General features: G+C 65.8%; 23 protein-coding genes and 2 tRNA genes. 14 read left to right on the plus strand and 11 right to left on the minus strand.

Annotation, left to right across the window (positions count from 1 at the left end; all coding sequences use genetic code 11):
* Position 1: 1 nt before the first annotated feature.
* From ACZ5YA_RS28190 to ACZ5YA_RS28220, 7 genes are all read left to right on the plus strand, one after another.
* Entirely contained in the window at positions 2–1741 is a 1740-nt protein-coding gene (locus ACZ5YA_RS28190; protein ID WP_118932876.1) for an L-aspartate oxidase, read from the plus strand.
* Positions 1742–1753: 12 nt separating this feature from the next.
* The gene (locus ACZ5YA_RS28195; RefSeq protein ID WP_059373764.1) at positions 1754–2689 is read left to right on the plus strand and encodes a fumarate hydratase; all 936 of its coding nucleotides are present in this window, start codon (positions 1754–1756) and stop codon (positions 2687–2689) included.
* On the plus strand, positions 2683–3363 hold the full coding sequence (locus tag ACZ5YA_RS28200) for a fumarate hydratase C-terminal domain-containing protein (protein WP_464091494.1): 681 nt from the start codon (positions 2683–2685) through the stop codon (positions 3361–3363). The genes ACZ5YA_RS28195 and ACZ5YA_RS28200 overlap by 7 nt, the downstream gene beginning before the upstream one ends.
* 49 nt (positions 3364–3412) lie before the next feature.
* Complete coding sequence (locus ACZ5YA_RS28205; protein WP_118932874.1) at positions 3413–4246, plus strand: amidohydrolase family protein; 834 nt, start codon at positions 3413–3415, stop codon at positions 4244–4246.
* A gap of 53 nt (positions 4247–4299) precedes the next feature.
* Positions 4300–5172: a LysR family transcriptional regulator gene (locus ACZ5YA_RS28210; RefSeq protein WP_054450007.1), complete on the plus strand. Its 873-nt coding sequence runs from the start codon at positions 4300–4302 to the stop codon at positions 5170–5172.
* Positions 5173–5342: 170 nt separating this feature from the next.
* The gene (locus ACZ5YA_RS28215; protein WP_059373768.1) at positions 5343–6344 is read left to right on the plus strand and encodes a Bug family tripartite tricarboxylate transporter substrate binding protein; all 1002 of its coding nucleotides are present in this window, start codon (positions 5343–5345) and stop codon (positions 6342–6344) included.
* Between the two features lie 6 nt (positions 6345–6350).
* Positions 6351–7103: a sulfite exporter TauE/SafE family protein gene (locus ACZ5YA_RS28220; RefSeq protein WP_464091495.1), complete on the plus strand. Its 753-nt coding sequence runs from the start codon at positions 6351–6353 to the stop codon at positions 7101–7103.
* Between the two features lie 12 nt (positions 7104–7115).
* Here the strand turns inward: ACZ5YA_RS28220 and ACZ5YA_RS28225 are convergent, their stop codons facing one another.
* Positions 7116–8645, minus strand: coding sequence for a CoA-acylating methylmalonate-semialdehyde dehydrogenase (locus ACZ5YA_RS28225; RefSeq protein WP_118932873.1), 1530 nt, complete (start codon positions 8643–8645; stop codon positions 7116–7118).
* 119 nt (positions 8646–8764) lie between these two features.
* On the opposite strand from ACZ5YA_RS28225, the gene ACZ5YA_RS28230 reads away from it, so the two are divergent.
* Positions 8765–9730: a LysR family transcriptional regulator gene (locus ACZ5YA_RS28230; RefSeq protein ID WP_059373842.1), complete on the plus strand. Its 966-nt coding sequence runs from the start codon at positions 8765–8767 to the stop codon at positions 9728–9730.
* On the opposite strand, the gene ACZ5YA_RS28235 is transcribed toward ACZ5YA_RS28230, so the two are convergent.
* The 6 genes from ACZ5YA_RS28235 to ACZ5YA_RS28260 all read right to left on the minus strand — a co-directional run bounded on the left by ACZ5YA_RS28235 (position 9727) and on the right by ACZ5YA_RS28260 (position 14823).
* Positions 9727–10728: a Bug family tripartite tricarboxylate transporter substrate binding protein gene (locus ACZ5YA_RS28235; protein ID WP_464091496.1), complete on the minus strand. Its 1002-nt coding sequence runs from the start codon at positions 10726–10728 to the stop codon at positions 9727–9729. The two genes, ACZ5YA_RS28230 and ACZ5YA_RS28235, sit on opposite strands and share 4 nt — an antisense overlap.
* A 61-nt stretch (positions 10729–10789) precedes the next feature.
* Positions 10790–12406 carry a thiamine pyrophosphate-binding protein gene (locus ACZ5YA_RS28240; RefSeq protein WP_464091497.1) on the minus strand — a complete coding sequence of 539 codons (1617 nt, stop codon included), beginning with the start codon at positions 12404–12406 and terminating at the stop codon, positions 10790–10792.
* Positions 12407–12534: 128 nt separating this feature from the next.
* Positions 12535–13992 (minus strand): catalase, encoded by a 1458-nt coding sequence (locus ACZ5YA_RS28245; protein WP_464091498.1) that lies wholly within the window; start codon positions 13990–13992, stop codon positions 12535–12537.
* 84 nt (positions 13993–14076) lie between these two features.
* Positions 14077–14310, minus strand: a complete 234-nt coding sequence (locus ACZ5YA_RS28250) for a hypothetical protein (RefSeq protein WP_464091499.1) — start codon at positions 14308–14310, stop codon at positions 14077–14079.
* Between the two features lie 78 nt (positions 14311–14388).
* Positions 14389–14462: transfer RNA gene (locus ACZ5YA_RS28255), tRNA-Cys, on the minus strand.
* A 285-nt stretch (positions 14463–14747) separates the two neighbouring features.
* Positions 14748–14823, minus strand: a tRNA-Gly gene (locus ACZ5YA_RS28260).
* A 228-nt stretch (positions 14824–15051) separates the two neighbouring features.
* Between ACZ5YA_RS28260 and murB the strand changes: the two genes are divergently transcribed.
* Entirely contained in the window at positions 15052–16098 is a 1047-nt protein-coding gene (gene murB / locus ACZ5YA_RS28265) for a UDP-N-acetylmuramate dehydrogenase (RefSeq protein WP_059373774.1), read from the plus strand.
* 62 nt (positions 16099–16160) lie between these two features.
* On the opposite strand, the gene dapB is transcribed toward murB, so the two are convergent.
* Both dapB and ACZ5YA_RS28275 read right to left on the minus strand, forming a co-directional pair.
* Positions 16161–16952, minus strand: a complete 792-nt coding sequence (gene dapB, locus ACZ5YA_RS28270) for a 4-hydroxy-tetrahydrodipicolinate reductase (RefSeq protein ID WP_118932867.1) — start codon at positions 16950–16952, stop codon at positions 16161–16163.
* A 15-nt stretch (positions 16953–16967) separates the two neighbouring features.
* Entirely contained in the window at positions 16968–17504 is a 537-nt protein-coding gene (locus ACZ5YA_RS28275; protein WP_059373776.1) for an outer membrane protein assembly factor BamE, read from the minus strand.
* Positions 17505–17656: 152 nt separating this feature from the next.
* On the opposite strand from ACZ5YA_RS28275, the gene fur reads away from it, so the two are divergent.
* Positions 17657–18076, plus strand: a complete 420-nt coding sequence (fur, locus tag ACZ5YA_RS28280) for a ferric iron uptake transcriptional regulator (RefSeq protein ID WP_013391855.1) — start codon at positions 17657–17659, stop codon at positions 18074–18076.
* Between the two features lie 139 nt (positions 18077–18215).
* Here the strand turns inward: fur and recN are convergent, their stop codons facing one another.
* Both recN and ACZ5YA_RS28290 read right to left on the minus strand, forming a co-directional pair.
* Entirely contained in the window at positions 18216–19871 is a 1656-nt protein-coding gene (gene recN, locus ACZ5YA_RS28285; protein WP_059373777.1) for a DNA repair protein RecN, read from the minus strand.
* 13 nt (positions 19872–19884) lie between these two features.
* Positions 19885–20784 (minus strand): NAD kinase, encoded by a 900-nt coding sequence (locus ACZ5YA_RS28290; RefSeq protein ID WP_054450031.1) that lies wholly within the window; start codon positions 20782–20784, stop codon positions 19885–19887.
* Positions 20785–20925: 141 nt separating this feature from the next.
* Here ACZ5YA_RS28290 and hrcA point away from each other — a divergent pair, with 141 nt between their 5' ends.
* From hrcA to grpE, 4 genes are all read left to right on the plus strand, one after another.
* Positions 20926–21930 (plus strand): heat-inducible transcriptional repressor HrcA, encoded by a 1005-nt coding sequence (gene hrcA, locus ACZ5YA_RS28295; protein WP_054450033.1) that lies wholly within the window; start codon positions 20926–20928, stop codon positions 21928–21930.
* A 45-nt stretch (positions 21931–21975) separates the two neighbouring features.
* The gene (gene hemH, locus ACZ5YA_RS28300) at positions 21976–23091 is read left to right on the plus strand and encodes a ferrochelatase (protein WP_059373843.1); all 1116 of its coding nucleotides are present in this window, start codon (positions 21976–21978) and stop codon (positions 23089–23091) included.
* The gene (locus ACZ5YA_RS28305) at positions 23081–23314 is read left to right on the plus strand and encodes a hypothetical protein (RefSeq protein WP_118932865.1); all 234 of its coding nucleotides are present in this window, start codon (positions 23081–23083) and stop codon (positions 23312–23314) included. Before hemH ends, ACZ5YA_RS28305 begins: the two co-directional genes overlap by 11 nt.
* Positions 23315–23542: 228 nt before the next feature.
* A complete protein-coding gene (gene grpE, locus ACZ5YA_RS28310; protein WP_059373780.1) occupies positions 23543–24100 on the plus strand; it encodes a nucleotide exchange factor GrpE in 558 nt (185 codons plus the stop codon).
* Positions 24101–24111 lie beyond the last annotated feature (11 nt).

The following is a 24111-nucleotide window of genomic DNA, read 5'->3' on the forward strand; positions in this document are numbered from 1 at the left end:
GATGCGGATCGAGAACATCAAGACGGACATTCTTGTGCTGGGTACCGGCGGCGCCGGCCTGTTCGCGGCGCTGCACGCGAAGAAGGCGAATCCGTCGTTGCGCGTGACGGTGACGGTGAAGGGGCTGCTGGGCAAGTGCGGCTGTACCCGCATGGTCCAGGGCGGCTACAACGTCGCGCTGGCCGCGGGCGACTCGGTGGAACGCCACTTCATGGACACCATCGAGGGCGGCAAATGGCTGCCGCGCCAGGACCTGGCGTGGCGGTTGGTCGAAGGCGCGGTCGAGCGGGTGCGCGAGCTGGAAAACGAGATCGGCTGCTTCTTCGACCGCAATCCCGACGGCACCTTGCATTCCAAGGCGTTTGCCGGCCAGAGCTTCGACCGCACCGTGCACAAGGCCGATCTGACGGGTATCGAGATCATCAACCGGCTCATGGAGCAGGTGCGGGCGCTGGATGTCGACGAGCTGGAAGAGCACCGCGCCATCGAACTGATTCCCGCCGCCGACGGCTCGGGCATTTCGGGCGTGTTGTTCATCGACATGCGGACGGGCGCATACCGCTTTATTCAGGCCAAGGCCGTGCTGTTGGCAACGGGGGCGGGCCCGACCATGTACCGCTACCACACGCCTTCGGGCGACAAGACCTGCGACGGCCTGGCCATGGCGCTGCGCTATGGCTTGAAGCTGCGGGACATGGAGATGGTGCAGTTTCACCCCACGGGCCTGCTCGGCGGGCCGGACACGCGCATGACCGGAACGGTGCTGGAGGAAGGGCTGCGTGGAGCGGGCGGCTATCTGCTCAACGGCGACGGCGAGCGTTTCATGGCCAATTACGACAAGCGCGGCGAACGGGCGACGCGCGATGTGGTCAGCCGCGGCATCTACGCCGAGATGCGTGCGGGACGCACGGGGCCGATGGGCGGGGTCTACATCCAGATGAGCCATCTGGGCCCGGACAAGGTGGCCAAGACCTTTCCCGGCATGGTCAACCGGTGCAAGGATTGCGGCTTCGACCTGGCAGGCGGCAAGGTGGAAGTGGTGCCGACGGCCCACTATCTGATGGGCGGGGTCGAATTCAATGTGGACGGTTCGACCGCGTCGCCGGGCTTGTATGCGGCCGGGGAGGACTGCGGCGGCGTGCATGGCGCCAACCGCCTGGGCGGCAACGGCGTCGCCAATTCCACGGTGTTCGGCGGCATCGCGGGCGATGCGATGGCGGCCTACGTCGCGAAGTCCGGCCAGTGGCGCGACCCCGACCAGCGCGTCATCGAGCGCGGCATCGAACGCGCCGAGTTCCCGTTTTCCCGGCCCGCGGGCCGCATCCACGAGCTGCGCGACGCGCTCTCGCAAACCATGTGGGACGACGTAGGCGTGTTGCGCCGCCAAGAGGCCATGGCGCATGGTCTGGATGCCATTGCCGGCCACCGCGCAGCCTTGCGCGACATTGGCGTGGCGGACGGCGACCGCCGCTACAACCTGACCTGGCATGACTGGCTCAACCTGGAGAGCCTGGTCGACATTTCCAAGGTCATCACGGTCTCGGCGCTGGCGCGCGAGAACAGCCGCGGCGCGCACTACCGCGAAGATTTCCCCGAGGCCGGCGACCTGCACACCAGCTGCTACACGCGCGTGAGCGCGCAGGACGGCGAGGTGGCGCTGGAGATGGTTCCGGTTTCCTTCGACATCGTAAAACCCGGCGAATCGCTCATCGAGGGCGAGGCGGGCATCCCCCAGAGCTGAGGCATCCCAATCATGAGCATCCCTGTCCAGAAAGTTGAAGAGGCGGCGCTGGAGATCATGCGCCGCGCGGCCATCGAAATCCCGGCCGACTACAAGCGCGGCATCCAGGAACTGCAGAAGAAGGAAACCGGCAAGCTGCCGCGTTTCGTCATCCACGCCATGATGGACAACTGGGAAGCGGCCGACCAGGACCGGCGTCCGATGTGCGCCGACACCGGCCTGCCGCGCTACTACGTCAAGGTGGGCAACCACGCCTCGGTCGACAGTGGCTTCGTCGCCGTGGAACGCGCGCTGCGCCACGCCACGGCCGAGGCCACGGTCAGCGTGCCGCTGCGGCCCAACCGCGTGCATCCGCTCTGGCGCACCGACCACAACAACAACGTCGGCATCAACGCGCCCGAGATCGAATGGTCGTTCGAGCCGGACAGCGACTGGATAGACATCACCACCGTGCACAAGGGCGGGCTGTTCGGCACCGACTACCGCATGCTGTTTCCCGGCGACGGCATAGACGGCATCAAGCGCTTCGTGCTGGACACGCTGATTGCCTTCGGCAAGCGCGGGCTGGCCTGTCAGCCAGCCATCGTCGGCATCGGACTGGGCGGCTCCAAGGACACCTGCATGCAACTGGGCAAGCAGGCCGCCTGTCTGCGCACGGTAGGGGACCGCAATCCGGACCCCAAGGTGGCGGAATTGGAACTGGAGCTGATGCGGCTGGGAAATTCCATCGGCATGGGCGCCATGGGTTTCGTTGGTTCCGGCATGGTGGTGGACTGCCATATCGAGTGCGGCTACACCCACACCGGTGGCATGCCCATCAGCCTGCACACCTTTTGCCTGTCTTCGCGCCGCGCCACCGCGCGGATCCATGCCAACGGGGAGATCGAGTACCGCACCGATCCCCAGTGGTTCACACCCTACATGCGCCGGGAGACGGTCGAATGGTAAGCAACGACGACGACATCAAGGTCTTTCATCTGGACCTGCCCGCCAGGCGCGAAGACATCGCCAGGCTCGAACTCGGCTCGGCCGTGTATTTGAACGGCGTGGTCTACACGGCCCGCGAGGGTGTGTACAAGAAGGTGCTGGACCAGGGCCTGCCGCTGCCCGTGGACTTGCGCGCCATCAGCAACGTCAACTTCCATTGCTCGCCGGCGGCCGCGCCAGACGGCCGCGGCGGCTACAACGTGGGCGCGGTCACCGCCACCGCCTCGTTCCGATTTTCCAAGTGGATACCGCGCTGGCTGGAGGAGACCGGCTGCCGCATCCTGATCGGCAAGGGCGGCATGCCCGCCGACGACTACAAGCAGGTGTTGGCGCCCGGCGGCGCGATCTACCTGACCACCGTGGGCTACGGCACGGGCGCCTTGCTGGGGCGGGGCATCAAGCGTGTGCGCGAAGTGCACTGGCTGGACGAACTGGGCATTGCCCAGGCCATGTGGCTGTTCGAGGTCGAGAATTTCGGGCCTTTCATCGTCGAGAGCGACCTGGAAGGCAATTCGCTCTTCGCCCAGCACGCCGAGGCCATCAACGCGGGCATCGAGAAGCTCTATGCCGGGCTGAAGCCGCCCGCCTTGCACCGCTACGGCGAGACGGACGACCGCAAGGACGAAGTGATGTAGGCGCGGCGGCACGGCTTGCGGCAACCTCATACCTGACAGAGATACTGCGATGATCATCGACTTTAGGCTGCGGCCGCCGGTAGGCGGCTTCCTGGACACGCTGATGTACTCGGCGGGAGAACGCCGCGACGGCTTTACGCGGACGGTGGGTTTCGAGCCCTCGGCAGCGGCGCAGCAGCAATCGATGGCGCTGCTGCTGAAAGAAATGGACGCCGCGCGGATAGACCGCGGCGTGGTCGTGGGCCGCCTGGCCGGCGTGCTGGGCAGCGTATCCAACGAGGACGTGCGAGGCATCGTCGCCGAGCATCCGGGCCGATTCATCGGCGCCGCCTCCATCGACCCCACCGACCGGCGCCGCGCGTGCCAGACCATCAGCCAGGCAGTCGAGGACGGTTTCAAGCTGATCAACATCGAGCCTGGCTCCTACCCGGTTCCCATGTACGCCGACGACAGGCGCCTCTATCCGATCTACGGCCACTGCGAGGACCTGGGCGTGCCGGTGATCATGATGGTGGGAGGCACTGCGGGGCCGGACTTGAGCTATTCGGACCCGATACGGACCGACCGGGTGCTGGCGGACTTTCCCGGCCTGAACGTGGTGGTCGCCCATGGCGGCTGGCCCTGGGTCAACGAGATCCTGCACCTGGCCTTTCGGCGCCAGAACCTGTGGCTGTCGCCCGATATGTACTTCTCCCGCATGCCGGGCTGGGAGGAATACGTGAAGGCGGCCGACGGCTTTCTCTCGGACAGGATGCTTTACGCCAGCTCATTCCCGTTCTGCCCGGTGCAAGGGTACAAAGAGTGGTTCGAGACCTTGCCGATCCGGCAAGATAATCTAGGGAAAGTCATGGGAGGGAACGCGCGGCGGCTGCTCGGCCTCTAGCGCGGCATACTCCTCTTTTCCGCAACGCCGCTCTTCACCAGGAACCTTCTTGCATGGACATCCGGACGCTCTACACGCTGATCGCGATTGCAGACCACGGCAGTTTCGCCGAGGCTGGCAATACCATCGGCCTGTCGCTGTCGGCGGTGAGCATGCAGGTCCGCGCGCTCGAGGACGAACTGGGCATCACGATCTTCGACCGCAGCCGGCGTCCGCCGATACTCACGGACACGGGGTTGGCGCTGGTGCACCGGGCGCGCGACCTGATCGCGCATTGGGAAAGCATGAGCGCCGCCCTGAAGAAAGGCACCTCGTCGGGACTGCTCAGGCTCGGCAGCGTCCACACCTGTGTGTCCGGCGTGCTGCCGCTCGCGCTGCGGCACCTGCAGAAGCAGGGCCACGGCCTGGAGGTCCACGTCACCACGGGGCTCACGCACGACCTGGAGCGCGCCATTTATCACCGGCAGCTGGACGTGGCGATCGTGACCGAGCCCGACGCGCCGCGCTCGGGCCTGGATTTCCTGCCGTTCGTCGAGGAGCAACTGGTCGTCATCGCCCACCGCTCGGTCAAGGGCGCCAGCGATCAGGAGATCCTGGAGCAGAACCCTTATGTCCGCTTCAATCGTTCGGCGCGCGTGGGGCATCTGGTGCAGGAAGAGATGGTGCGCAGGCGCATCACCGTGCGTTCGACCATGGAGATCGACAACCTGGAAGGCGTGATCGCCATGGTGGCCAATGGCCTGGGCGCATCGGTGGTGCCGGCCTGCCGCGGCAGGAACGAGTTTCCGCCGGGTATCCGCGTCATTCCGTTCGGCTCGCCCACCGTCACGCGCCGTCTGGGCATCCTGGCGCCGAAAGAGAACCCGCGGGCCCATCTTACGCAGTTGTTGCTCGATGCATTGAAGTCAGTCTGTGCCGGCCAGTAGTTCTTAGTCCGGTAGTTCTGTAGTTCAGCAGCCTAGTAGTCCGCAGAAAAACACCGCAACGCCCCAAAAAATCGAGCCATCGGCCCGAGGGTCAGTTGCTGCCTGGCGAATCGTCAGCCGGCCGCGAGCCGGCGGGCTTCGCCGTCCCGCGAACTGAAGGAGACAAATCCATGAAGAACGAAATCCGACCCAATGATGTACGCCGCCGCATCGTCAAGACGCTGGGCTGTGGCCTCGCGCTTACGCCGTTTATCGCCTTGCCGGCGCGGGCCGATTGGCCGGCGGACAAGGCCATACGCATGATCGTCCCGTTTTCGGCGGGCGGGGCCACCGACCTGCTGGGCCGCGCCTTGGCGGCCGAATTGGGCAAGGGCCTGAAGCAGAGCGTAATCGTCGAGAACCGCGCGGGCGCTGGCGGCAGCGTGGGCGCGCAGGCCGTCGCCAGCGCGCCGGCGGACGGCTATACGCTGTTGCTCGCGTCGGGCAGCATGTTCACGGTCAACCAGTTCATCTACAGCAAGCTGCCTTATTCGCTGACGGATTTCAGTCCCATCGGCAAGGTGGCCAACGGGCCCATGGTCATCACCGTCAATGCCAACCTGCCGGTCAAGAACACGCGCGAACTGATCGAGTACGCGCGCGCCAGGCCGGGCAAGCTCAGCTTCTCGTCGGCGGGCGTGGGCAGCCAGACGCACATGGCGGGCGAAGCCTTCAGCGACGCGGCGGGGATCGAACTCATGCACGTCCCGTACAAGGGCGAGGGCCCGGCCTACACCGACCTCATGGCGGGCGTGATCGAGGTCGCCGTGGGCAATATCAACGCGATCGTGCCGCTGCTCAAGGGAGGACGCCTGCGGGCGCTGTCCGTGACGGGGAAGGAACGTTCGGCGTTGCTGCCGGACGTGCCGACCACGGCCGAGGACGGCGTGCCGGGGTTCGAGTTCACGGGCTGGTTCGCCTTGCTGGCGCCGGCGGGCACGCCCCAGGCCTCGGTTGACCGGCTGCTGGCCGATGCCAAGGCGGCGGTCGCGCAGCCCAACATGCAGCGCTATCTGGCTGACCAGGGGATGTCGGCGACCATCGTGCCTGCCGCCGCGCTCAAGGAGGAGATCGCCCGGGAGTCCGCCAAGTGGAAGGCGCTGGTGGAAAAGAAGAAGATCACCGCGAGCTGATTCCCCATGATGCCGTCCGATACGCTCGCCTGCGCCGCGCCCGTCGTCCTTGCCGCCTATGTCGTCTTCGGGATGACGGGGTTCGGCGCGGCCATGGTGGCTGTGCCGCTGCTGGTTCAGTTCATGCCCTTGCAGTTCGCGGTTCCGCTGGTGGTGCTGTTCGACCTGGCTTGTACCGCCCTGGTGGGCGGCAGCAATTGGCGGCGAGTTTCCCTGGTCGAACTCAAGCGCCTGTTTCCCTGGTTGCTGCTGGGGATAGGACTGGGTGTGACGCTGCTGCACAACGCCGGCGCCCGCTGGCCCCTGATCCTGCTGGGCAGCTTCGTGCTGGCCGTGTGCATCAAGGGGCTGCGAGGCGCGCGGGCCAAGCCGTCGGCGCCGCTGAACACCTTCTGGGCCTTGCCGTTCGGCGTGTTCGGCGGCATCTTCAGCGCGCTGTTCGGCACCGGCGGGCCGATCTACACCATCTATCTGTCGCGCCGGCTGGATGCGCTGGACCAGTTCCGCGCCACGATCTCGGTGGTCATCCTGGCCAGCGGCCTGATCCGGGCGGCGGCCTTCGGCGCCGCCGGACTGTATGCGCAGCCGGAAATCCTGTCCGCAGCCGCCGTGCTGCTGCCCGTGGCGCTGATCGGCCTGTACGGCGGATCCCGCCTCAGGGTCCGGGTGTCCCCGGAACTGCTGAAGCGGGCCATCTTCGTGCTGCTCGCGATAGCGGGCGCGGGCGCCATCTATCGCGGATGGGTCTCGCCTGCGTGAGACGGACTGCCGTTACTTGGCCGTCGGCATGGCGAACTCGGCGCCCTTGCCGATGCTTTCGGGCCAGCGCTGCATGATCGACTTCTGACGCGTGTAGAAGCGCACGCCTTCTTCGCCATAGGCGTGCATGTCGCCGAACAGGCTGCGCTTCCAGCCGCCGAAGCCATGCCAGGCCATGGGCACAGGGATGGGCACGTTGATGCCCACCATGCCCACCTCGATGCGGCGGCCGAACTCGCGCGCCACGTTGCCGTCGCGGGTAAAGCAGGCCACGCCGTTGCCGAATTCATGGGCATTGATGAGATCCACCGCCTCTTTCAGGTCCTTGACCCGCACGCAGCCCAGCACCGGGCCGAAGATCTCTTCCTTGTAGATGCGCATGTCCGGCGTGACGTGGTCGAACAGCGTGCCGCCCATCCAGAAGCCGTCGCCGCAGCCCGCGCCCGCCTGCGAGCCTTGGAAGCCGCGGCCGTCCACCAGCAGTTGCGCGCCTTCCTGCACGCCGAGATCGATGTAGCCGCTGATGCGCTCATGCGCGGCGCGGGTCACGATGGGACCCATCTCGGCCGCGGGATTCTCGCCGTCCAGCACCTTCAGCGTCTTGGTGCGTTCGATCAGCCTGGGCAGCAGCCGGTCGGCCACGTCGCCCACCAGCACCGCCACGCTGATCGCCATGCAGCGCTCGCCGGCCGAACCGTAGCCGGCGCCGATCAGGGCGTCGACCGCCTGGTCGATGTCGGCGTCCGGCATCACGACCATGTGGTTCTTGGCGCCGCCCAGGGCCTGCACGCGCTTGCCATGGCGCGCACCGGTCTCGTAGATGTAGTTGGCGATGGGCGTGGAGCCGACGAAGCTGATGGCCTTCACGTCCGGGTGTTCCAGCAGCGCATCCACCGCCACCTTGTCGCCCTGCACCACGTTGAACACGCCATCGGGCAGGCCGGCTTCGCGCAGTAGTTCGGCGATGCGCAGCGACGCGCTGGGGTCGGTGGGGCTGGGCTTGAGCACGAAGGTGTTGCCCGCCGCGATCGCCACCGGGAACATCCACATGGGCACCATCACCGGGAAGTTGAACGGCGTGATCCCCGCCACCACACCCAAGGGCTGGCGCAGCGTCCAGTTGTCGATGCCGGTGGATACCTGCTCGGTATGGGCGCCCTTCAGCAGCTGGGGGACGCCGCAGGCGAACTCGACGATGTCGATGCCGCGCGTGACTTCGCCTTGCGCATCGCTGAAAACCTTGCCATGCTCGGCAGTGATCAAGTGGGCAAGTTCGTCGCGATGCTTGTTCATCAGTTCAAGAAACCTGAACAGCACGCGTGCGCGGCGGATGGGAGGGGTGTCCGCCCATTGCGGAAACGCCGCCCTGGCGCTGGCCACGGCGCGGTTCACCTCGTCGGGCGTGGCCAGGGCCACCTGCCTGGCGACAACGCCGGTGGCCGGGTTGTAGACGGGCTGGCGGCTGCCTGTCCCGTCGACGAGGCTGCCGCCGATATAGTGTCCGGCATCGCGGGATTGGGCGCTGGCATTGCTTGCGGTCATGGCTGGCTCCTGGGCTCATGCATGGTGTTCTGGAGCTGGCAATGTCGCGCATTGCCGCCCGGCCGTCGAGATCAGAGGGCTGGAATCAGTGTTTGATGTTTCGAACAATGGAGCAGGGCATGACGAAAACCAGACGTCTGGAAGATCTGTGGTCGCATATCCATTGCCTTGGGGTGCTGGCCGATACCGGCAGCTATACGGCGGCCGCGCGCCGCCTGCAGATCAGCAAGGCGTCGGTGAGCCAGCGCATCGTGGAACTGGAGCAGGCGGCTGGCGTCCCTCTCGTGCGCCGCACCACCCGCAGCGTCGGCCTGACGGAGGCGGGGCAGAGCCTGGTCGACCAGACCGCGGCGGCCTTTCTGCGCATCGAAGAGGGCTTCTCGGCCGTGCGGGACCTGTCCGAGGGGCCGCGCGGCGTGCTGTCGGTGACCGCGCCCGTGGCCCTGGGACGCCAGGTCATTGCGCCGCTGATACCGGGGTTCCTGAAGAATTTTCCCGATGTGCGGATCCAGCTGGAACTTAGCGACCATCTCGCTTCCCTGGCTACCGAAGGCTTCGACCTGGCCATCCGGCATGTGGCCGGCGTGCCGGACACTCACGTCGCCTCGGTCATCTGCGAGACGCGCTCCGTGCTGGTTGCGGCCCCGGAGTATCTGGCACAGCATGGCACGCCCAAGACGCCGATGGATCTGGCCGCTCACAATTGCCTGCACTACCTGCGGCGCAGCGGCAGCGCGACCTGGTCGTTCGAGTCGCGTGACGGAGACAAGCGCGTGGCGGTGCCCGTGCGCGGCAGCTTCACCGCGAACAACAGCGAAGTGCTGCGGGAGGTGGCTGTCGGATCCCTGGGGATCGCGCTGGTGCCGGATTTCAGCGCCAACCAGGCCCTGCGCAGCGGAGAGCTGGTCGAGGTCCTGCGCGGGTGGCGCGTGGTGGGTGAGTATGCGGAACGGCTGTACGCAGTCAGGCCCTACACGCCGCGCGTGCCGCTGACCGTATCCTCATTCGTCGGCTACCTGCGCGAGGCGATCCCGGCGTCCGCCGGACTCGGCGGGCCGCCAGGAACGGGGGGTGGGGCTGGCTAGTTGACCTGCAGTCCGGCCTTGGCCACAAGGTCGGCGTAGATCGCGGCCCCCTGGCTGACGTATTTTTCCGTCTCCGCGGGGGGCAGGACGTGAGGGATGCCGCCGAAGTTGGCGTTGCCCGCGATCCACTTCGGATCCTGCGAGATCTGCTTGAGCACGGCGGCCCATTTGTCCACGGCTTCGGGACTCATGCCGGGCGGCCCGAACAGCCCGCTCCAGCCTATGACCGCCTCAAGTTGGGGCAGCCCCAGCTCGCGCGCGGTGGGTATGTCGGGGAACTGCGCCAGGCGTTCGGGCGTGGTCGTCAGCAGGGCGCGCAGCTTGCCGCTGGCAAGTATGCCCGTCATCGAACTCAGGTTGTTGCAGGCGAAGTCTGCGTCCTTGCTGAGCACCGCCAGCGCAACTTCGTTGCCGCCCTTGTAGGGCACGTTGACCACGGCTTCGGGCTTCAGGCCGAGACTGCTGAGCAACAGCTGCGGCGCTAGGTTCTGCACCGTGGCCGGACCGGAATGGCTGTAGTTGAGCTTGCCGGGGCGGTCCTTCAAGGCCTGCGCCAGATCGCCCATCGTTTTGTAGGGGCTGTCCGGATGCACCACGCAGACCACGGGGTTCAACTCCAGCAGTCCGATGTACGTGAAGTCCTTTGCGGTGTAAGGCGTGGTCTTGGGTTGCAGCGCGGGCAGCAGGACCTGGGAGCCGATCCGGCCGACCAGCAAGGTGTAGCCGTCGGGCGCGGCGTTCTTCACGGCGGCCGAGCCGATCGCGCCATTCGCCCCGGCCTTATTGACCACGACCAGCGGCTGGCCAAGCAAGCCTTGCGCGGCGGCGGCCAAGTTGCGGGCCGCCATGTCGGCGTCGCCGCCCGCGCTGAACGGCACGATGAGCTGGACGGGTTTGGCGGGATAGGATTGGGCGGTCGCCAGGCCCGGAAGCGTGGCAAGCATGCAAATCGCGGCGCGAGCGAACGCGCCCGGCCAGAGGCCGGTAGGTCTCATCATGAGGGTCTCCTGTCGTGCTAAGGGACGAAACCGGACTGCAGCTGGGCTCGATGCTTCGAGGTCAATGACCGGTTGCGGACTGCATTGATGCGCTGAAAACCGGAGCGGGTTCGCCCGCCAGGGATACGTTGATGCACGCGGGCAGCCCGCTGTCCGCCGCCGCGCGCAGCGCGGTGGCGAGGCTGTCGCGGTCCTGCGCGGCGTAGCCGGCTCCGCCGAGCGCCGCGGCGACTTCGTGATAGCGCGCGGTCGGCGCGAGTTGGCAGCCGATCAGCCTTTGCGGGCCGTAGGTGCGCATCTGGATGAGATGTTCCGCGTTCCAGCGCAGGTCGTTGCCGATCACGGCGACGATCGCGGCCTGTTCGCGCGCCGCCGTGTCCAGCTCCATCAGGTGAAAGCCCGCCGTGCCATCGCCCATGAGCACGGCCACGGTGGCGTCGGGCTGTGCGATCTTGGCGGCGATGGCGTAGCAGATGCCCGCGCCGATCGCGCCGGACATGCCGTTGATGATGCGCACCGGCGCCTGGCAGTAAGCCTGCGCCCACTGGCCGAATTCGCCGCCGTCGCACACCAGGATCGGGTTGGGGGCGGAGGCGAGAAACGTCTGGACGGTCTCACACAGCGCGCGCGGCCCCAACGCACCCTCGGCGCAAGCCGTGGCGCCCAGCGTGTTCCGGTTGCGCAGCGCGTCGTCCACCCGCGCGCGCCACGAGGCGCGTTCGGCCGGGGCTGGCGCTGCCCGCAACGCGGGCAGCACGGCGTAGGGATCGCCCTGCAAGGCCAGGGCCAGGCGGTCGCCCAGCAGGCGGGCCGCGCGTTCCAGCATCGCGGGGTCGGGATCTATCGCCACGATCCGGGCCGTCTTGCCCAGCGCGCCGGCGCCGCCGAAGCCCAGCGTGAAGTCCAGGCACTTGCCCGCCAGCACGATGAGGTCCGCTTGCGGAATGAGTTCGGCCAGGGACCCCAGGGAAGGGTCCTTCAGGCCGCGAGGGCTTTCCATGGGAATGAGGCGCGCGCCTAGCGCTGCTTCCAGCCTTTCGCGGGCTGCGCGCATGTGCGGCCGTGCGCCGGTGGGGCCGGCCAGCACCAGGGGACGCTGCGCTGGATTCACCAACGCGGCGAGCAGTTCCAGGCCGGCTGCGTCCATCGTGGCGGGCTCACGCTTGGGTGTAGTGGCGGGCAGTTCAGCCAAGCCCGTCTCCGCAGTCATCAGGTCGAAAGGCAGAGCCAGATGGACTGGACCGCGCCGGGGAGCAAGCGCTTGCGCGACCGCGCTGTCTAGCGCGGGATAGAGTTCCTGCACGGTCCGCGGACGCAGCGAAAGCTTGGTCAAGGAACGGGTGATGGAAACCTGGTCCAGTTCCTGGAACGCGCCCATGCCGTCTTCCCCTACCGGGGAGTCGCCGGAAATGAGGAGCACCGGGCTTTCGGCCTGTGCCGCCGAATAGAGCGGCGCCAGGCCATTGGTGATGCCCGGCGCTGCGGTCAGCATCGCGACGCCTAGTTCGCCGGTGATCTGGGACCACGCATCCGCCATGAAGACAGCGGCCGCCTCATGCCGCACGTGGATGATGCGGATGCCCGCGTCGATACAGGCATCGTAGAGCGGCATGATCTGATTGCCGGACAGACTGAAGATGGTCTTGACGCCCAGGCGATGCAGCGTACGGATAATCAACTGGGATCCAAGCACCTGTGTCTCCGCTGAGGCTGCGTCGGTTGTACGCCGCGCACCTGTTTTTTACCGGCAATGGGAGAGTTCAGTGTATCGGCTATCCGTGGCGGGTTGGTTGATGTTTTTTGAAGCTAGGGGGCGGCCCGCGGATGGTCTTGTTCCGTCTGCATGACCGCGTCGCGCACGCCTTGCCCGTAGGCCGGGTCTGCCCGTGTGCAGTTGGCGATGTGGCGCTCGATGACTTCCCTGGAGGCGCCGCGGATCGCGCGCGCGGTGTTTTGGAATAGCCTTTGCTTTTCGTCTGCCGCCATCAAGCGGAACAGGTTGCCGGGCTGGGAGTAGTAGTCGGCATCTTCCCTGTGGTCCCAGCGGGCCGCGGCGCCATTAAGGTCCAGCGGCGGTTCGGAGTAGTCCGGCTGCGCCTGCAGCGCGCCATGGCTGTTGGGCGTATACGCGGGCGTGCTGCCGCCGTTGCCATCCACGCGCACGGCCCCGTCGCGGTGATAGCTGTGAAACGGGCAGCGCGGCGCGTTCACCGGTATCTGCGGATAGTTCACGCCCAGGCGATAGCGCTGCGTGTCCCCATACGAGAACAGGCGGCCCTGCAGCATCTTGTCGGGCGAGAAGCCGATGCCGGGCACGATTACCGCGGGGCTGAAGGCGGCCTGCTCGACCTCGGCGAAGAAATTCTCTGGGTTTCGATTGAGCTCCAGGACACCGACCTCGATCAACGGATAATCCCGGTGCGGCCAGACCTTGGTCAGATCGAAGGGATTGAGCGGGTAGGTATGGGCCTCGGCCTCGGGCATGATCTGCACGTACAGGGTCCAGCGCGGGAACTCGCCGCGTTCGATCGCTTCGTACAGGTCGCGCTGGTTGCTCTCGCGGTCTGCGGCGATGACCTGACCGGCCTCGGCGTCCGTCAGGTTCTGGATGCCCTGCTGGGTCTTGAAGGTGAACTTGACCCAGAACCGCTCGCGGGCGGCGTTGATGAAGCTATAGGTATGGCTGCCGAAGCCATGCATGTGGCGGTAACTCTTCGGAATGCCGCGGTCGCCCATGATGAGCGTCACCTGATGCAGGGTCTCGGGCAGCAGGGTCCAGTAGTCCCAGTTGTTCTGCGGGCTGCGCATGCCGGTGCGGGGATCGCGCTTGACGGCCCGGTTCAGGTCGGAGAACTTCAACGGGTCGCGCACGAAGAAGACCGGCGTGTTGTTGCCGACCAGGTCCCAGTTGCCTTCCTCGGTATAGAACTTGAGCGCGAAGCCGCGGATGTCGCGTTCGGCGTCGGCTGCGCCGCGTTCGCCCGCCACGGTGGAGAAGCGGGCGAACATCTCGGTCCGCTTGCCTACCTGGCTGAAGATCCTGGCCTTGGTGTAGCGCGTGATGTCATGGGTGACGGTGAACGTGCCGAAGGCGCCGGCGCCCTTGGCGTGCATGCGCCGCTCGGGGATTACTTCGCGGTCGAAGTGAGCCATCTTTTCCAGGAACCAGACGTCCTGCAACAGCGCCGGTCCACGCCGGCCGGCGGTCATGGTGTTGTCGTCGTCCGGAACGGGGGCGCCGAATGCGGTGGTGAGTTTGCTCATGATGGGCTCCTTGCATGGTTCAACGGGGCAGCGGCCTTCAAGAGCGGGTGCGTCGCAGCGGGCCCGGATCCGGCCACGCGGGGGTCAGGCGTAGTGCTCGATGGGGGAGTGATCCTCCAGGCGCAGCACGCGGCCATCGATGACGAGGGACGGCAGGCGGGTGATGCCGAGCGCCTTGGCCTGGACGGCGGACTCGGGGTGCCGCGCCAGGTCGAATGATGCATAGCGATGCAGCGGCGTCGCGAAAACCGCCGCCATGCTGCGGTCTATGCCCAGGCAGAGATTGCAGCCGTCGTGGAACAGGGTGACTTGAATCAAGGCGATCTCCTTGGCGTGCCGCCAGGGCGGCTGCGTCCCGGCACCCGTACCCTATGGGCCGACATGCCAGGCTGGTCTTGGAGGCGCGGGCTGGAATCGAACCAACCTCAGGAGATTTGCAATCTGCCGCATGACCACTCTGCCACCGCGCCGCTTTCTTTGTCCTAGGACGTAATGAATGGTACGCAAGCCGGGCAGGGCGTGGACTTCCTCGAATCCACGAAAATTGTCCTGGCGTCCAGGATGAATGGCGCAGGCCAAGGGGCGTGTATGTCATAGGCCGCGTGCGTGGCGGCTAGGGGATTCGTGCCGGAGAGGGGCGGGGCGATATGGCCGCAGGCAGCGTGGAGAAATGCCCGATTTTCGAGCAGAAATGAAAAAAGGGCCCGGAGGGCCCTTTCTCAAGGATTTCCAGAAAAGATCTGGAAATCAAAATTTGGAGCGGGAGACGAGTCTCGAACTCGCGACCTCAACCTTGGCAAGGTTGCGCTCTACCAACTGAGCTACTCCCGCATGGGTTCTGCACTTGAACAGCCAGAACCTGTTTTCTTATTCACTCTGATCAACTTGGTTATCGATCAGAAGGCGCGCATTCTACATGATTTTTTTGAGCTTGTCTTGGCCTGGACTTATTTGGATTTGTTCACTGCAAGCAGTTTTCGAACAAAGCCTGAAATTCAGGGCAAGCACTCAATCAAGTAATATGAGCGAAGACAGAAACTATAGCAATCCGCAGCACCCATGTCAAATTCTTCCGCCAAAGTCCTTCCGTCCCCCGACTTGTCTCCCGTCAGCCAGGATCTCACCCGGTTGAATACGCTGGGCCTGGCGTCGCGGGCCGGGGCCTTTGTGACCCTGGAGGATGCGGCGCAGCTGCCGGCGCTGTCGCAGCTGGCGCACGAGGCGTCCTCCCTGCTGGTGCTGGGCGGGGGCAGCAATCTGGTGTTGCCGAGCCAGGTGCCGGGACTGGTGGCGCGCGTCGCGTTCAAGGGCGTGCGCCTGCTGGAAGCCCGGCCGGATGCCTGGCTGATCGAGGCGGCGGGCGGTGAGACCTGGCACGGCTTTGTCGAAACCTGCGTGAACCAGGGCTGGGACGGGCTGGAAAACCTGGCGTTGATCCCGGGTACGGTGGGCGCGGCGCCGGTGCAGAATATCGGCGCCTACGGCGTCGAACTGCAGGAACGCTTCCACAGCCTGACCGCCTGGGACGTGCGCGCAGGCCGCCAGGTCGAAATGAGCGCGGCCGATTGCCGCTTTTCCTATCGCGACAGCGTGTTCAAGCACGACGAGCCCGGACGGTGGGTCATCGTGAGCGTGCGTTTCGCCTTGCCCCGGCCGTGGCGGCCGGTGCTGGGTTACCCCGACCTGCAGCGCCACGCGCGGCTGGCGGCGGGGCAGCCAGCCGCCCGAGACATCTTCGACGCGGTGTGTGAGATCCGCCGCGCCAAGCTGCCCGATCCGGCGGTGACGGGCAACGCAGGCAGCTTTTTCAAGAACCCCATCGTGTCGGCGCAAGTGCGGGACGGGCTGCTGGAGCGTTTTCCCGGCCTGGTGTCGTACGCCCAGCCCGATGGCGGCTACAAGCTCGCAGCCGGCTGGCTGATAGACCAATGCGGCTGGAAGGGCCGCTCGCTGGGGGCCGCAGGCGTGCATGAGCGCCAGGCCCTGGTGCTGGTCAACCGCGGCGGGGCCACGGCAGCCGACATCATGGGCTTGGCGCATGCCATCCAGGCGGCGGTGTCCGAGCGCTACGGCGTGCGGCTTGAACCGGAACCCGTGGTGGTGTGAGGCCGTTTGGGCCAGGCAAGAAAAAGGACCCCGCAGGGTCCTTTTTCTTGCAGGCGAGGGCTTCAGAGGCCCAGCACCGATTGCATGTCGTACAGGCCGTTGTGCTTGCCTTCCAGGAAACGGGCGGCGCGCAGGGCGCCTTCCGCGTAGGTGGCGCGGCTGGCCGAGCGGTGCGTGATCTCGATGCGTTCGCCGGTGCCGCAGAAGGACACGGTATGGTCGCCGACGATGTCGCCGCCGCGCAGCACGGAGAAGCCGATGGTGCCGGGCTTGCGCACGCCGGTATCGCCATGGCGGCTCCAGGTGGCGACGTCCGGCAGGGCCACGTTCCAGGCCGAAGCGATGGTTTCGCCCATTTTCAGCGCGGTGCCCGAAGGCGCGTCGACCTTGTTGCGGTGGTGCGCTTCGAAGACTTCGACGTCGTAGCCGGAGTTCAGGATGCGCGCGGCCATGTCCAGCAGCTTGAGCGTGGCGTTCACGCCCACGCTCATGTTGGGCGCGAAGACGATGCCGATCTTCTGGGCGGCGACTTCGATCGCGGCGCGGCCGTTGTCGTCGAAACCGGTGGTGCCGATGACGGCGTTCACGCCGTGCTTGACGCAGGCCTGCAGGTGTTCGAGCGTGCCTTCCGGACGGGTGAAGTCGATCAGGCAGTCGGCCAGGGCCAGAGCGTCGAGGTCATCGGTGATGGCCACGCCCGTCTGCTTGCCCAGCGGCGCGCCGGCGTCCTGGCCCAGCGCCGCCGAGCCCTGGCGGTCCAGCGCCACGGCAAGCTGCAGGCCGGAGGCGTTCAGGACGGCTTCGATCAGCATTTGGCCCATACGGCCGCTGGCGCCGGCAATTGCGATACGCATAGATAGTCCTTGGTGTTACTTGAGCGGCTCGGGGGCGTTGCCGGGCTGGCCAGGGTACTGGTTGAGGGGGCTGACCGGGGCGGCGGAGTCGCGCTTGCGCTGGTCTTCCTCTTCCTTCTGGCGGGTTTCGTCTTCGATGAGGCGCTTGTCTGCCTTTTCGTCGGCGACGGCGTCGGGCGTATTGATCTGGTAAGGCTGCAGCTCAGGCTGCTTGTCGCCTTCCCAGCGGGTCAGCCGGTCGTTTTCGAACCAGACGGTGAATTTGCGTTCCTGGGCGTCGCCGTAGCCAGGCTTGTAGTAGTAGGGGTAGTCCCAGCGGTTGGCGTGCAGCACGCTGGTCAGCGTCGGGCTGCCGAGGGCGAAGCGCACCTGTTCGCGCGTCATGCCAGGCTGCAGCAGGGCGACCTGTTCCTGGGTGATCCAGTTTCCTTGCTGGACGCCGGCCTTGTAGGGGAAGCCCCACTTGTCCCCCGAGCATCCAGCCAGGGCGACGGCCAGAGCGGCCACTGCCAGGCCGGTCTTCAGCGAGCGGGAGGGAATTCGTGCAATCATGGACACTACGCGCCCCTATTATTTGGAAGCAGACAAAACCGTTATCATAAAGGTTTCATAAGGATAGTTCCGCGTGGCGGCATGATTTCGGTGAGCCGGCTCGCGGTGAACCTATCCTGCCCATGCCAACGCGGACGGAGAGCGATTACACCATGAGCGACCAAAGCGAACTGAAGAACATGGGTTTGAAGGCGACGTTTCCCCGCCTGAAAATTCTTGATATTTTCCGGAAATCGGACCAACGGCACCTGAGCGCCGAAGACGTCTATCGCGCCCTGATCGGCGAAAACGTCGAAATCGGGCTGGCAACCGTCTACCGCGTCCTGACCCAGTTCGAACAGGCCGGCATCCTTGCCCGCAGCCAGTTCGACAGCGGCAAGGCGGTGTTCGAGCTCAACGACGGCGATCACCATGATCACCTGATTTGCACGAATTGCGGCAAGGTGGTCGAGTTTTCGGACCCCGAGATCGAGAAGCGCCAGCAAAAGATTGCCAAGGACAACGCCTTCGCGCTGGAAAGCCACGCCATGGTGTTGTACGGCATTTGCGGCAGCTGCATGAAGGGCCGCTGACCCGGCCCTGCATACGACCCGCGGCTACGCTCGCGGCGGGTCCGTAAGATCCAAATCCCCTTCGATATGAAGGGGATTTTTTTATGGCGCGAATCGGCCCTTTTTTCTGTGCCCCGCCGTAACAAGGCCGGCCAGCGCTTCAGTTCTGCCCGAAACCTTCCAGCATCTCGCGGGCGTGTTCGCGGGTGGTCGCGGTGAGCTTGATTCCGCCCAGCATGCGCGCGATTTCCTCCACGCGGGAGGGCGCGTCCAGTTCTTCGATGCTGGAGCGGGTGGCGCCGCGCGATTCCGCCTTGCTGACCAGGAACTGGTTGTTGGCGCAGGCCGCGACCTGGGGCAGGTGGGTCACGCACAGCACCTGATGGCGTTCGCCGAGTTCGCGCAGCAGCTTGCCGACGGCCTCGGCCACCGCACCGCCCACGCCGCTGTCGACTTCGTCGAAGATCAGTGTGGGCACGCGCGCGGCGCGGCTGGCGATGACGGACAGCGCCAGCGAAATCCGCGACAGTTCGCCGCCCGAGGCCACCTTGGCCAGCGGCCGCGGCGTGGTGCCGGCATGGCCGGCCACCAGGAATTCGACCTGTTCGTTGCCATGCGCGGAGGGCGCCGATTCGGCCAGTGTGGGTTCGAACTTGCCGCCCTGCATGGCCAGCGTCTGCATGGCCCGCGTGACCTGCTTGCCCAGGTCCTTGGCGATCTTGCGGCGTGCGGTCGTCAGCTTGGCCGCCGCGGCGTCGTATTGCGCCTGTGCGGCCTGCGCCTGGGCGCGCAGGGCGTCGATGTCGCCTGCGGCCTGCAGCGCCGCAAGCTGGGCGTGCAGCGTGTCGCGCAGCTCGCAAAGCGCGTCGGGCTCGACGCGGAATTTGCGAGCGGTTTCGAATACCAGGCCCAGGCGCGCCTCGACCGCCACCAGCCGCTGCGGATCGAGATCGACGCGGCTGACGTAGTTGTTCAGGTCGGAGACGGCCTCGCTGATCGCGATGCGGGCCGATTCCAGTTCGTCGTAGACGCCTTGCAGGCCGGGATCGTGGCGCAGCATCTGCTGGATGCGGTGGTTGGCCGAGGTGAGCCGGTGGTGCGCGGAATCGCCTTCGCCGTCCAGCCCTTCGAGGATCTGGTTGGCGCCGTCCAGCAGGGATTGCGCGTGCGACAGGCGCGTGTGCTCGGACTGCAGCGCATCCCATTCGTCGGGACCGAGATTCAGCTGGTCGAGCTCGTCGACCTGCCATTGCAGGCGGTCGCGTTCGGTAGCCAGGCTTGCGGCGTCCTTTTCGGCGGATTCCAGCTGGCGCGCCAGCGCGCGCCATTGCTTCCAGGCCTGGCCGACCGCGGTGCGCAATTCGCCGTGGCCGCCGTGGGCGTCCAGCAGATCGCGCTGGGCGTCGGCGCGCATCAGGCTCTGGTGCGCGTGCTGGCCGTGGATATCGACCAGGCTGTCGCCCAGTTCGCGCAATTGCGCCACGGTCGCGGGCGTGCCGTTGATGTAGGCGCGGCTGCGGCCCTGGGCATCGATGACGCGGCGCAAGGACAGTTCCGTGTCGGCGTCGATCTCGCGTTCTTGCAGCCAGGCGATCAGGCCCTTGGGGGTATCGAAGACCGCGGTGATGTCGGCGCGCGGCGCGCCCTCGCGCAGCATGCTGGCGTCGCCGCGTTCGCCCAGCGCGAGCGCCAGCGCGTCCACCAGGATGGATTTGCCCGCGCCGGTCTCGCCGGAAAAGACGGTGAAGCCGGGGCCGAAATGGATCTCGGTCTGTTCGACGATGACGAAGTCGCGGATATGCAGGGTGCGCAGCATGTCGGGGCGCTTACTACTCTACGTTGTCGGAGGCTTCGGGCATCAGGTTCCAGTGCAGCTTGCGGCGCAGGGTGGAGAAGAAACTGTAGCCTTCGGGATGCACGAAGCGGATGGTATAGGGCGCGCGCTGTACGACGATGCGGTCGCCCGGCTGCAGGTCGGACCAGGTCTGCATGTCGAAATGCACGCTGGCGCCGACTTCCACGCGGCCCATGGCCGTGAGCGTCATGTTCAGCACGCCGCTGTCGGGAATGACGATGGGGCGGTTGGACAGCGTCTGCGGCGCCACGGGCACCAGCACCATGGCGTTCATGCCCGGATGCAGGATGGGGCCGTTGGCCGACAGCGCGTACGCGGTGGAGCCCGTGGGGGTGGCGATGATCAGGCCGTCGGCGCGCTGCGTGTACATGAACGCGCCGTCCAGCTCGACCCGCACTTCGATCATGCCGCCGCGTCCCGCGCGGTTCAGCACCACGTCGTTCAGCGCGGACGCGGAGTACATCTTCTGGTCGCCGCGCCACACGCTGCCTTCGAGCAGCATGCGTTCCTCGATCTGGAAGCTGCCTTCGAGCACGCGCGCCAGGGCGCCGTGCGCGTCCTGCAACGCGATGTCGGTGATGAAGCCCAGGCGTCCGTGGTTGATGCCAACCAGCGGCATGCCATAAGGAGCGAGGTGGCGGCTGGCGCCCAGCACGGTGCCGTCGCCGCCCATGACGACGGCCAGCGACGCGGTCTTGCCGATTTCCTCGAGCGTGGCGACGGGGTATTCGGTCAGCCCGGTGTTGCGCGCCGTGTCCGCATCGATGAGCACCTGCCGGCCCGCTTGCGTCAGCGCGTGGGCGAGTGCTCTCAGCGGTGTGTCCAGGCCGGTGTCCTGGTATCTGCCGATCAGGGCTACGGTAGGAAAATGCATGGCTGCTTGCGTATCAAAAAAGGCCGGACCAGAAGCCGAAACCTGCCCGGAATGGGCGGTTTAGCCGATTATATGGGGCCGCATATGTGCTTGCGGGACAAAAATCGCCTCAATTGAAAAAGATTCCCTAAAATACTTGTTATGGATGACCGCGCACGCGCACTACTGAAAGCGTTGATCGAACGCTATATCGCCGATGGGCAGCCAGTCGGCTCGCGGACGCTATCGAAAGTATTCGACTTGTCCCCGGCCACGATCCGCAATGTGATGGCGGATCTCGAAGAACTGGGACTGATCCACAGCCCGCACACCTCCGCCGGCCGCGTGCCCACGCCGCGGGGATACCGCATGTTCGTCGATTCGTTGCTGGCGGTGCAGTCCTACCAGCTCGAACCGCACAACATGGGCGAGATGCTGGCGGCCGCCGAACCCACGCGCGCCGTCAACGCCGCAGCGGCCCTGCTGTCCAACCTGACCCAGTTCGCGGGCGTGGTGCTCACGCCCAAGCGCGCCCAGGTTTTCCGCCAGATCGAATTCATTCGCCTGTCCGACAAGCGCGTGCTGCTCATCATCGTCACGCCCGACGGCGATGTCCAGAACCGAATTCTTTTCGTGCAGCGCGACTATGCCGAAGCGGAACTGCTGGAAGCCGGCAATTTCTTCAACATGCATTTCGCCGGCAAGTCTTTCAATGTCGTGCGGCAAACCCTGTCGACCGAACTGGCGCAATTGCGCGAGGATATCTCGCGCCTGATGCAGGCCGCGGTCGAAGCCAGCGCGGAAGCCGCTGAAGACGGCGACGCCATGGTCATCTCCGGAGAGCGCAAGCTGCTGGACGTGACCGACATCGCCTCCGACATGGACCGCCTGCGCAAGATGTTTTCGCTGTTCGAGAAAAAAACCGACCTGCTGCAGCTCCTGGACGTGTCCACCCGGGCCCAGGGCGTGCAGATCTACATCGGCGGCGATTCGCAGCTGGTGCCGATGGAAGAGGTCTCGGTCATCACCGCGCCTTACGGCGTGGACGGCAAGGTCGTGGGTACCCTGGGCGTGATCGGTCCCACGCGCATGGCCTACGAACGCGTCATTCCCATCGTGGATATCACGGCGCGCTTGCTGTCCAACGCCCTCAGCCACAACCAGTAGGTCCATCCGAAGCTACGTCCTCCTTGCGGAGGAAGGGGAGTGTTTGTGTTTCTTCGCCTGTTCAAGTACCTGTGGCCTGAGCGCTATCTGCCGGAACCCGAGCAGGAGGACCCCTTCAACGAAGACCCCGCGCCGCGCGGGCCGGCCAAGGTCGGCGTGCTGCTGGTGAACCTGGGCACCCCGGACACCCCGGGTAAGCAGGACATACGCAAATACCTTGGCGAGTTCCTGTCCGACCCGCGCGTGATCGAGATCCCGCGCTATCTGTGGAAGCCCATCCTGCATTGCCTCGTGCTGACGATGCGGCCCAAGAAGCTGGAGCCGCGCTACGCCGGCGTCTGGATGAAGGAAGGCTCGCCCCTGATGGTGTACAGCCAGCGCCAGGCCGATGGCGTGCGCGCAGCCCTGGCCGAGGCTGGAATCGACGCCGTGGTGGAGCTGGGCATGCGCTACGGCAACCCCTCGATCCCCGACGCCATTTCTCGGCTGCGCCGGCAGGGCTGTGAACGCATACTCACCGTGCCGCTCTATCCGCAGTACGCCGCCAGCACCACCGCCACGGTCGTCGATGCGGTCACCCGCCACGCAGGCCGCCTGCGCGACCAGCCCGAGCTGCGCTTCATCAAGCGTTTCCATGAAGAGCCGGCCTATCTGGACGCGCTGGCTGGCCGCATCGAGCGCTACTGGCAGGAGCACGGCAAACCGCAGAAGCTGGTCATGAGCTTTCACGGCCTGCCGCGCTATTCGATCGAACTGGGCGATCCGTACTACCGCGATTGCATGGAAACGGCGCGCCTGCTGGGCCAGCGTCTGTCGCTGCCGCGCGAACAGATAGAAGTGACCTTCCAGAGCCGTTTCGGCACCGCCCGCTGGCTGGAACCCTATACCGAACCCACCCTGAAGGCGCTGGCCGCCGCCGGCGTGACCGAGGTCGATGTGGTGTGCCCGGGTTTTGTGGCAGACTGTCTGGAAACCCTGGAAGAGATCAGTCTGGAATGCCGCGACGCCTTTATCGAGGCCGGCGGCAAGCGTTTCCGCTACATTCCGGCGATCAACGACGATCCGGCCTGGATCGCAGGGCTGGCCGACCTGGTGGCACGCCACTTGCAGGGGTGGCCTACGCAAATCACGGACTTGAAGGAGAAGGCGCATGCAGCATGATCCCAAGACTGGAAAGGTCGTCAAAAAGGGGCGGGTCAGTACCCCGGTGGACGAAGATCAGGTGGAACACGAGCTGGATGAGGCGCTTGCCGAGACCTTCCCCGCCAGCGATCCCATCGCAATCAGCCCGGAGCCGGACGAGGATCGCGACGTGGACCGCGCCCTGAAGGACAGTTTTCCCGCCAGCGATCCCGCCGCGCCCGCGCAGCCCCACAAGAAGTAGCCTGCCGGAGGGCGTCCGCCATTTGCCGGATGGCGTCGGGAAGTGCTGAATTTATGCTTGCAGTCTGATATTTGACGGCAATTGGCAGAAATTGGGCGGATTTTTGACTACATTCCGCCTGCCTCTCTTACCCGGCGCCGTCAGGGAATATTTGCTTTCCCGGGCTTGAAATAGGGGTATTGGCCCCCATTCATGTCTGCGAAAGCCATACTTTTTGGAGGATTCCCCATGACGGCACCCAACGAGCCTGTAGATCAGACGCCCGAAGTCGGCCAGAACGCCGATGCGGCCTCCGCCGCCGAGGACGCCGTGCAGGCCGAGCTGAACGAGTTGCGCGCCCAGCTGGACGCGGCCCAGGCTACCGTCAATGAGCAGCAGGACCAGCTTCTGCGCATTCGGGCCGAAGCCGAAAACGTGCGCCGCCGCGCCCAGGAAGATGTGTCCAAGGCGCGCAAGTTCGGTATCGAGTCGTTCGCGGAAAGCCTGGTCCCGGTCAAGGACAGCCTGGAAGCTGCCCTGGCCCAGCCCGAGCAAACCGTTGAAACCCTGAGCGAAGGCGTCCAAGTGACCCTGAAGCAGCTGACGGCCGCCTTCGAGCGCAATCTGCTCAAGGAAATCGCGCCGGCGCAGGGCGACAAGTTCGATCCGCACCAGCACCAAGCCATTTCGTCCATCCCCGCAGAGCAGCCCGCCAATACGGTGGTCCAGCTGCTGCAAAAGGGCTATGCCATCGCCGACCGGACCCTGCGTCCCGCGCTGGTCGTGGTGTCCGCCGGCCAGGGCTGAACAGGCGGCGC

The sequence above is a fragment of the Achromobacter sp. JCM 18799 genome, assembly GCF_055395645.1.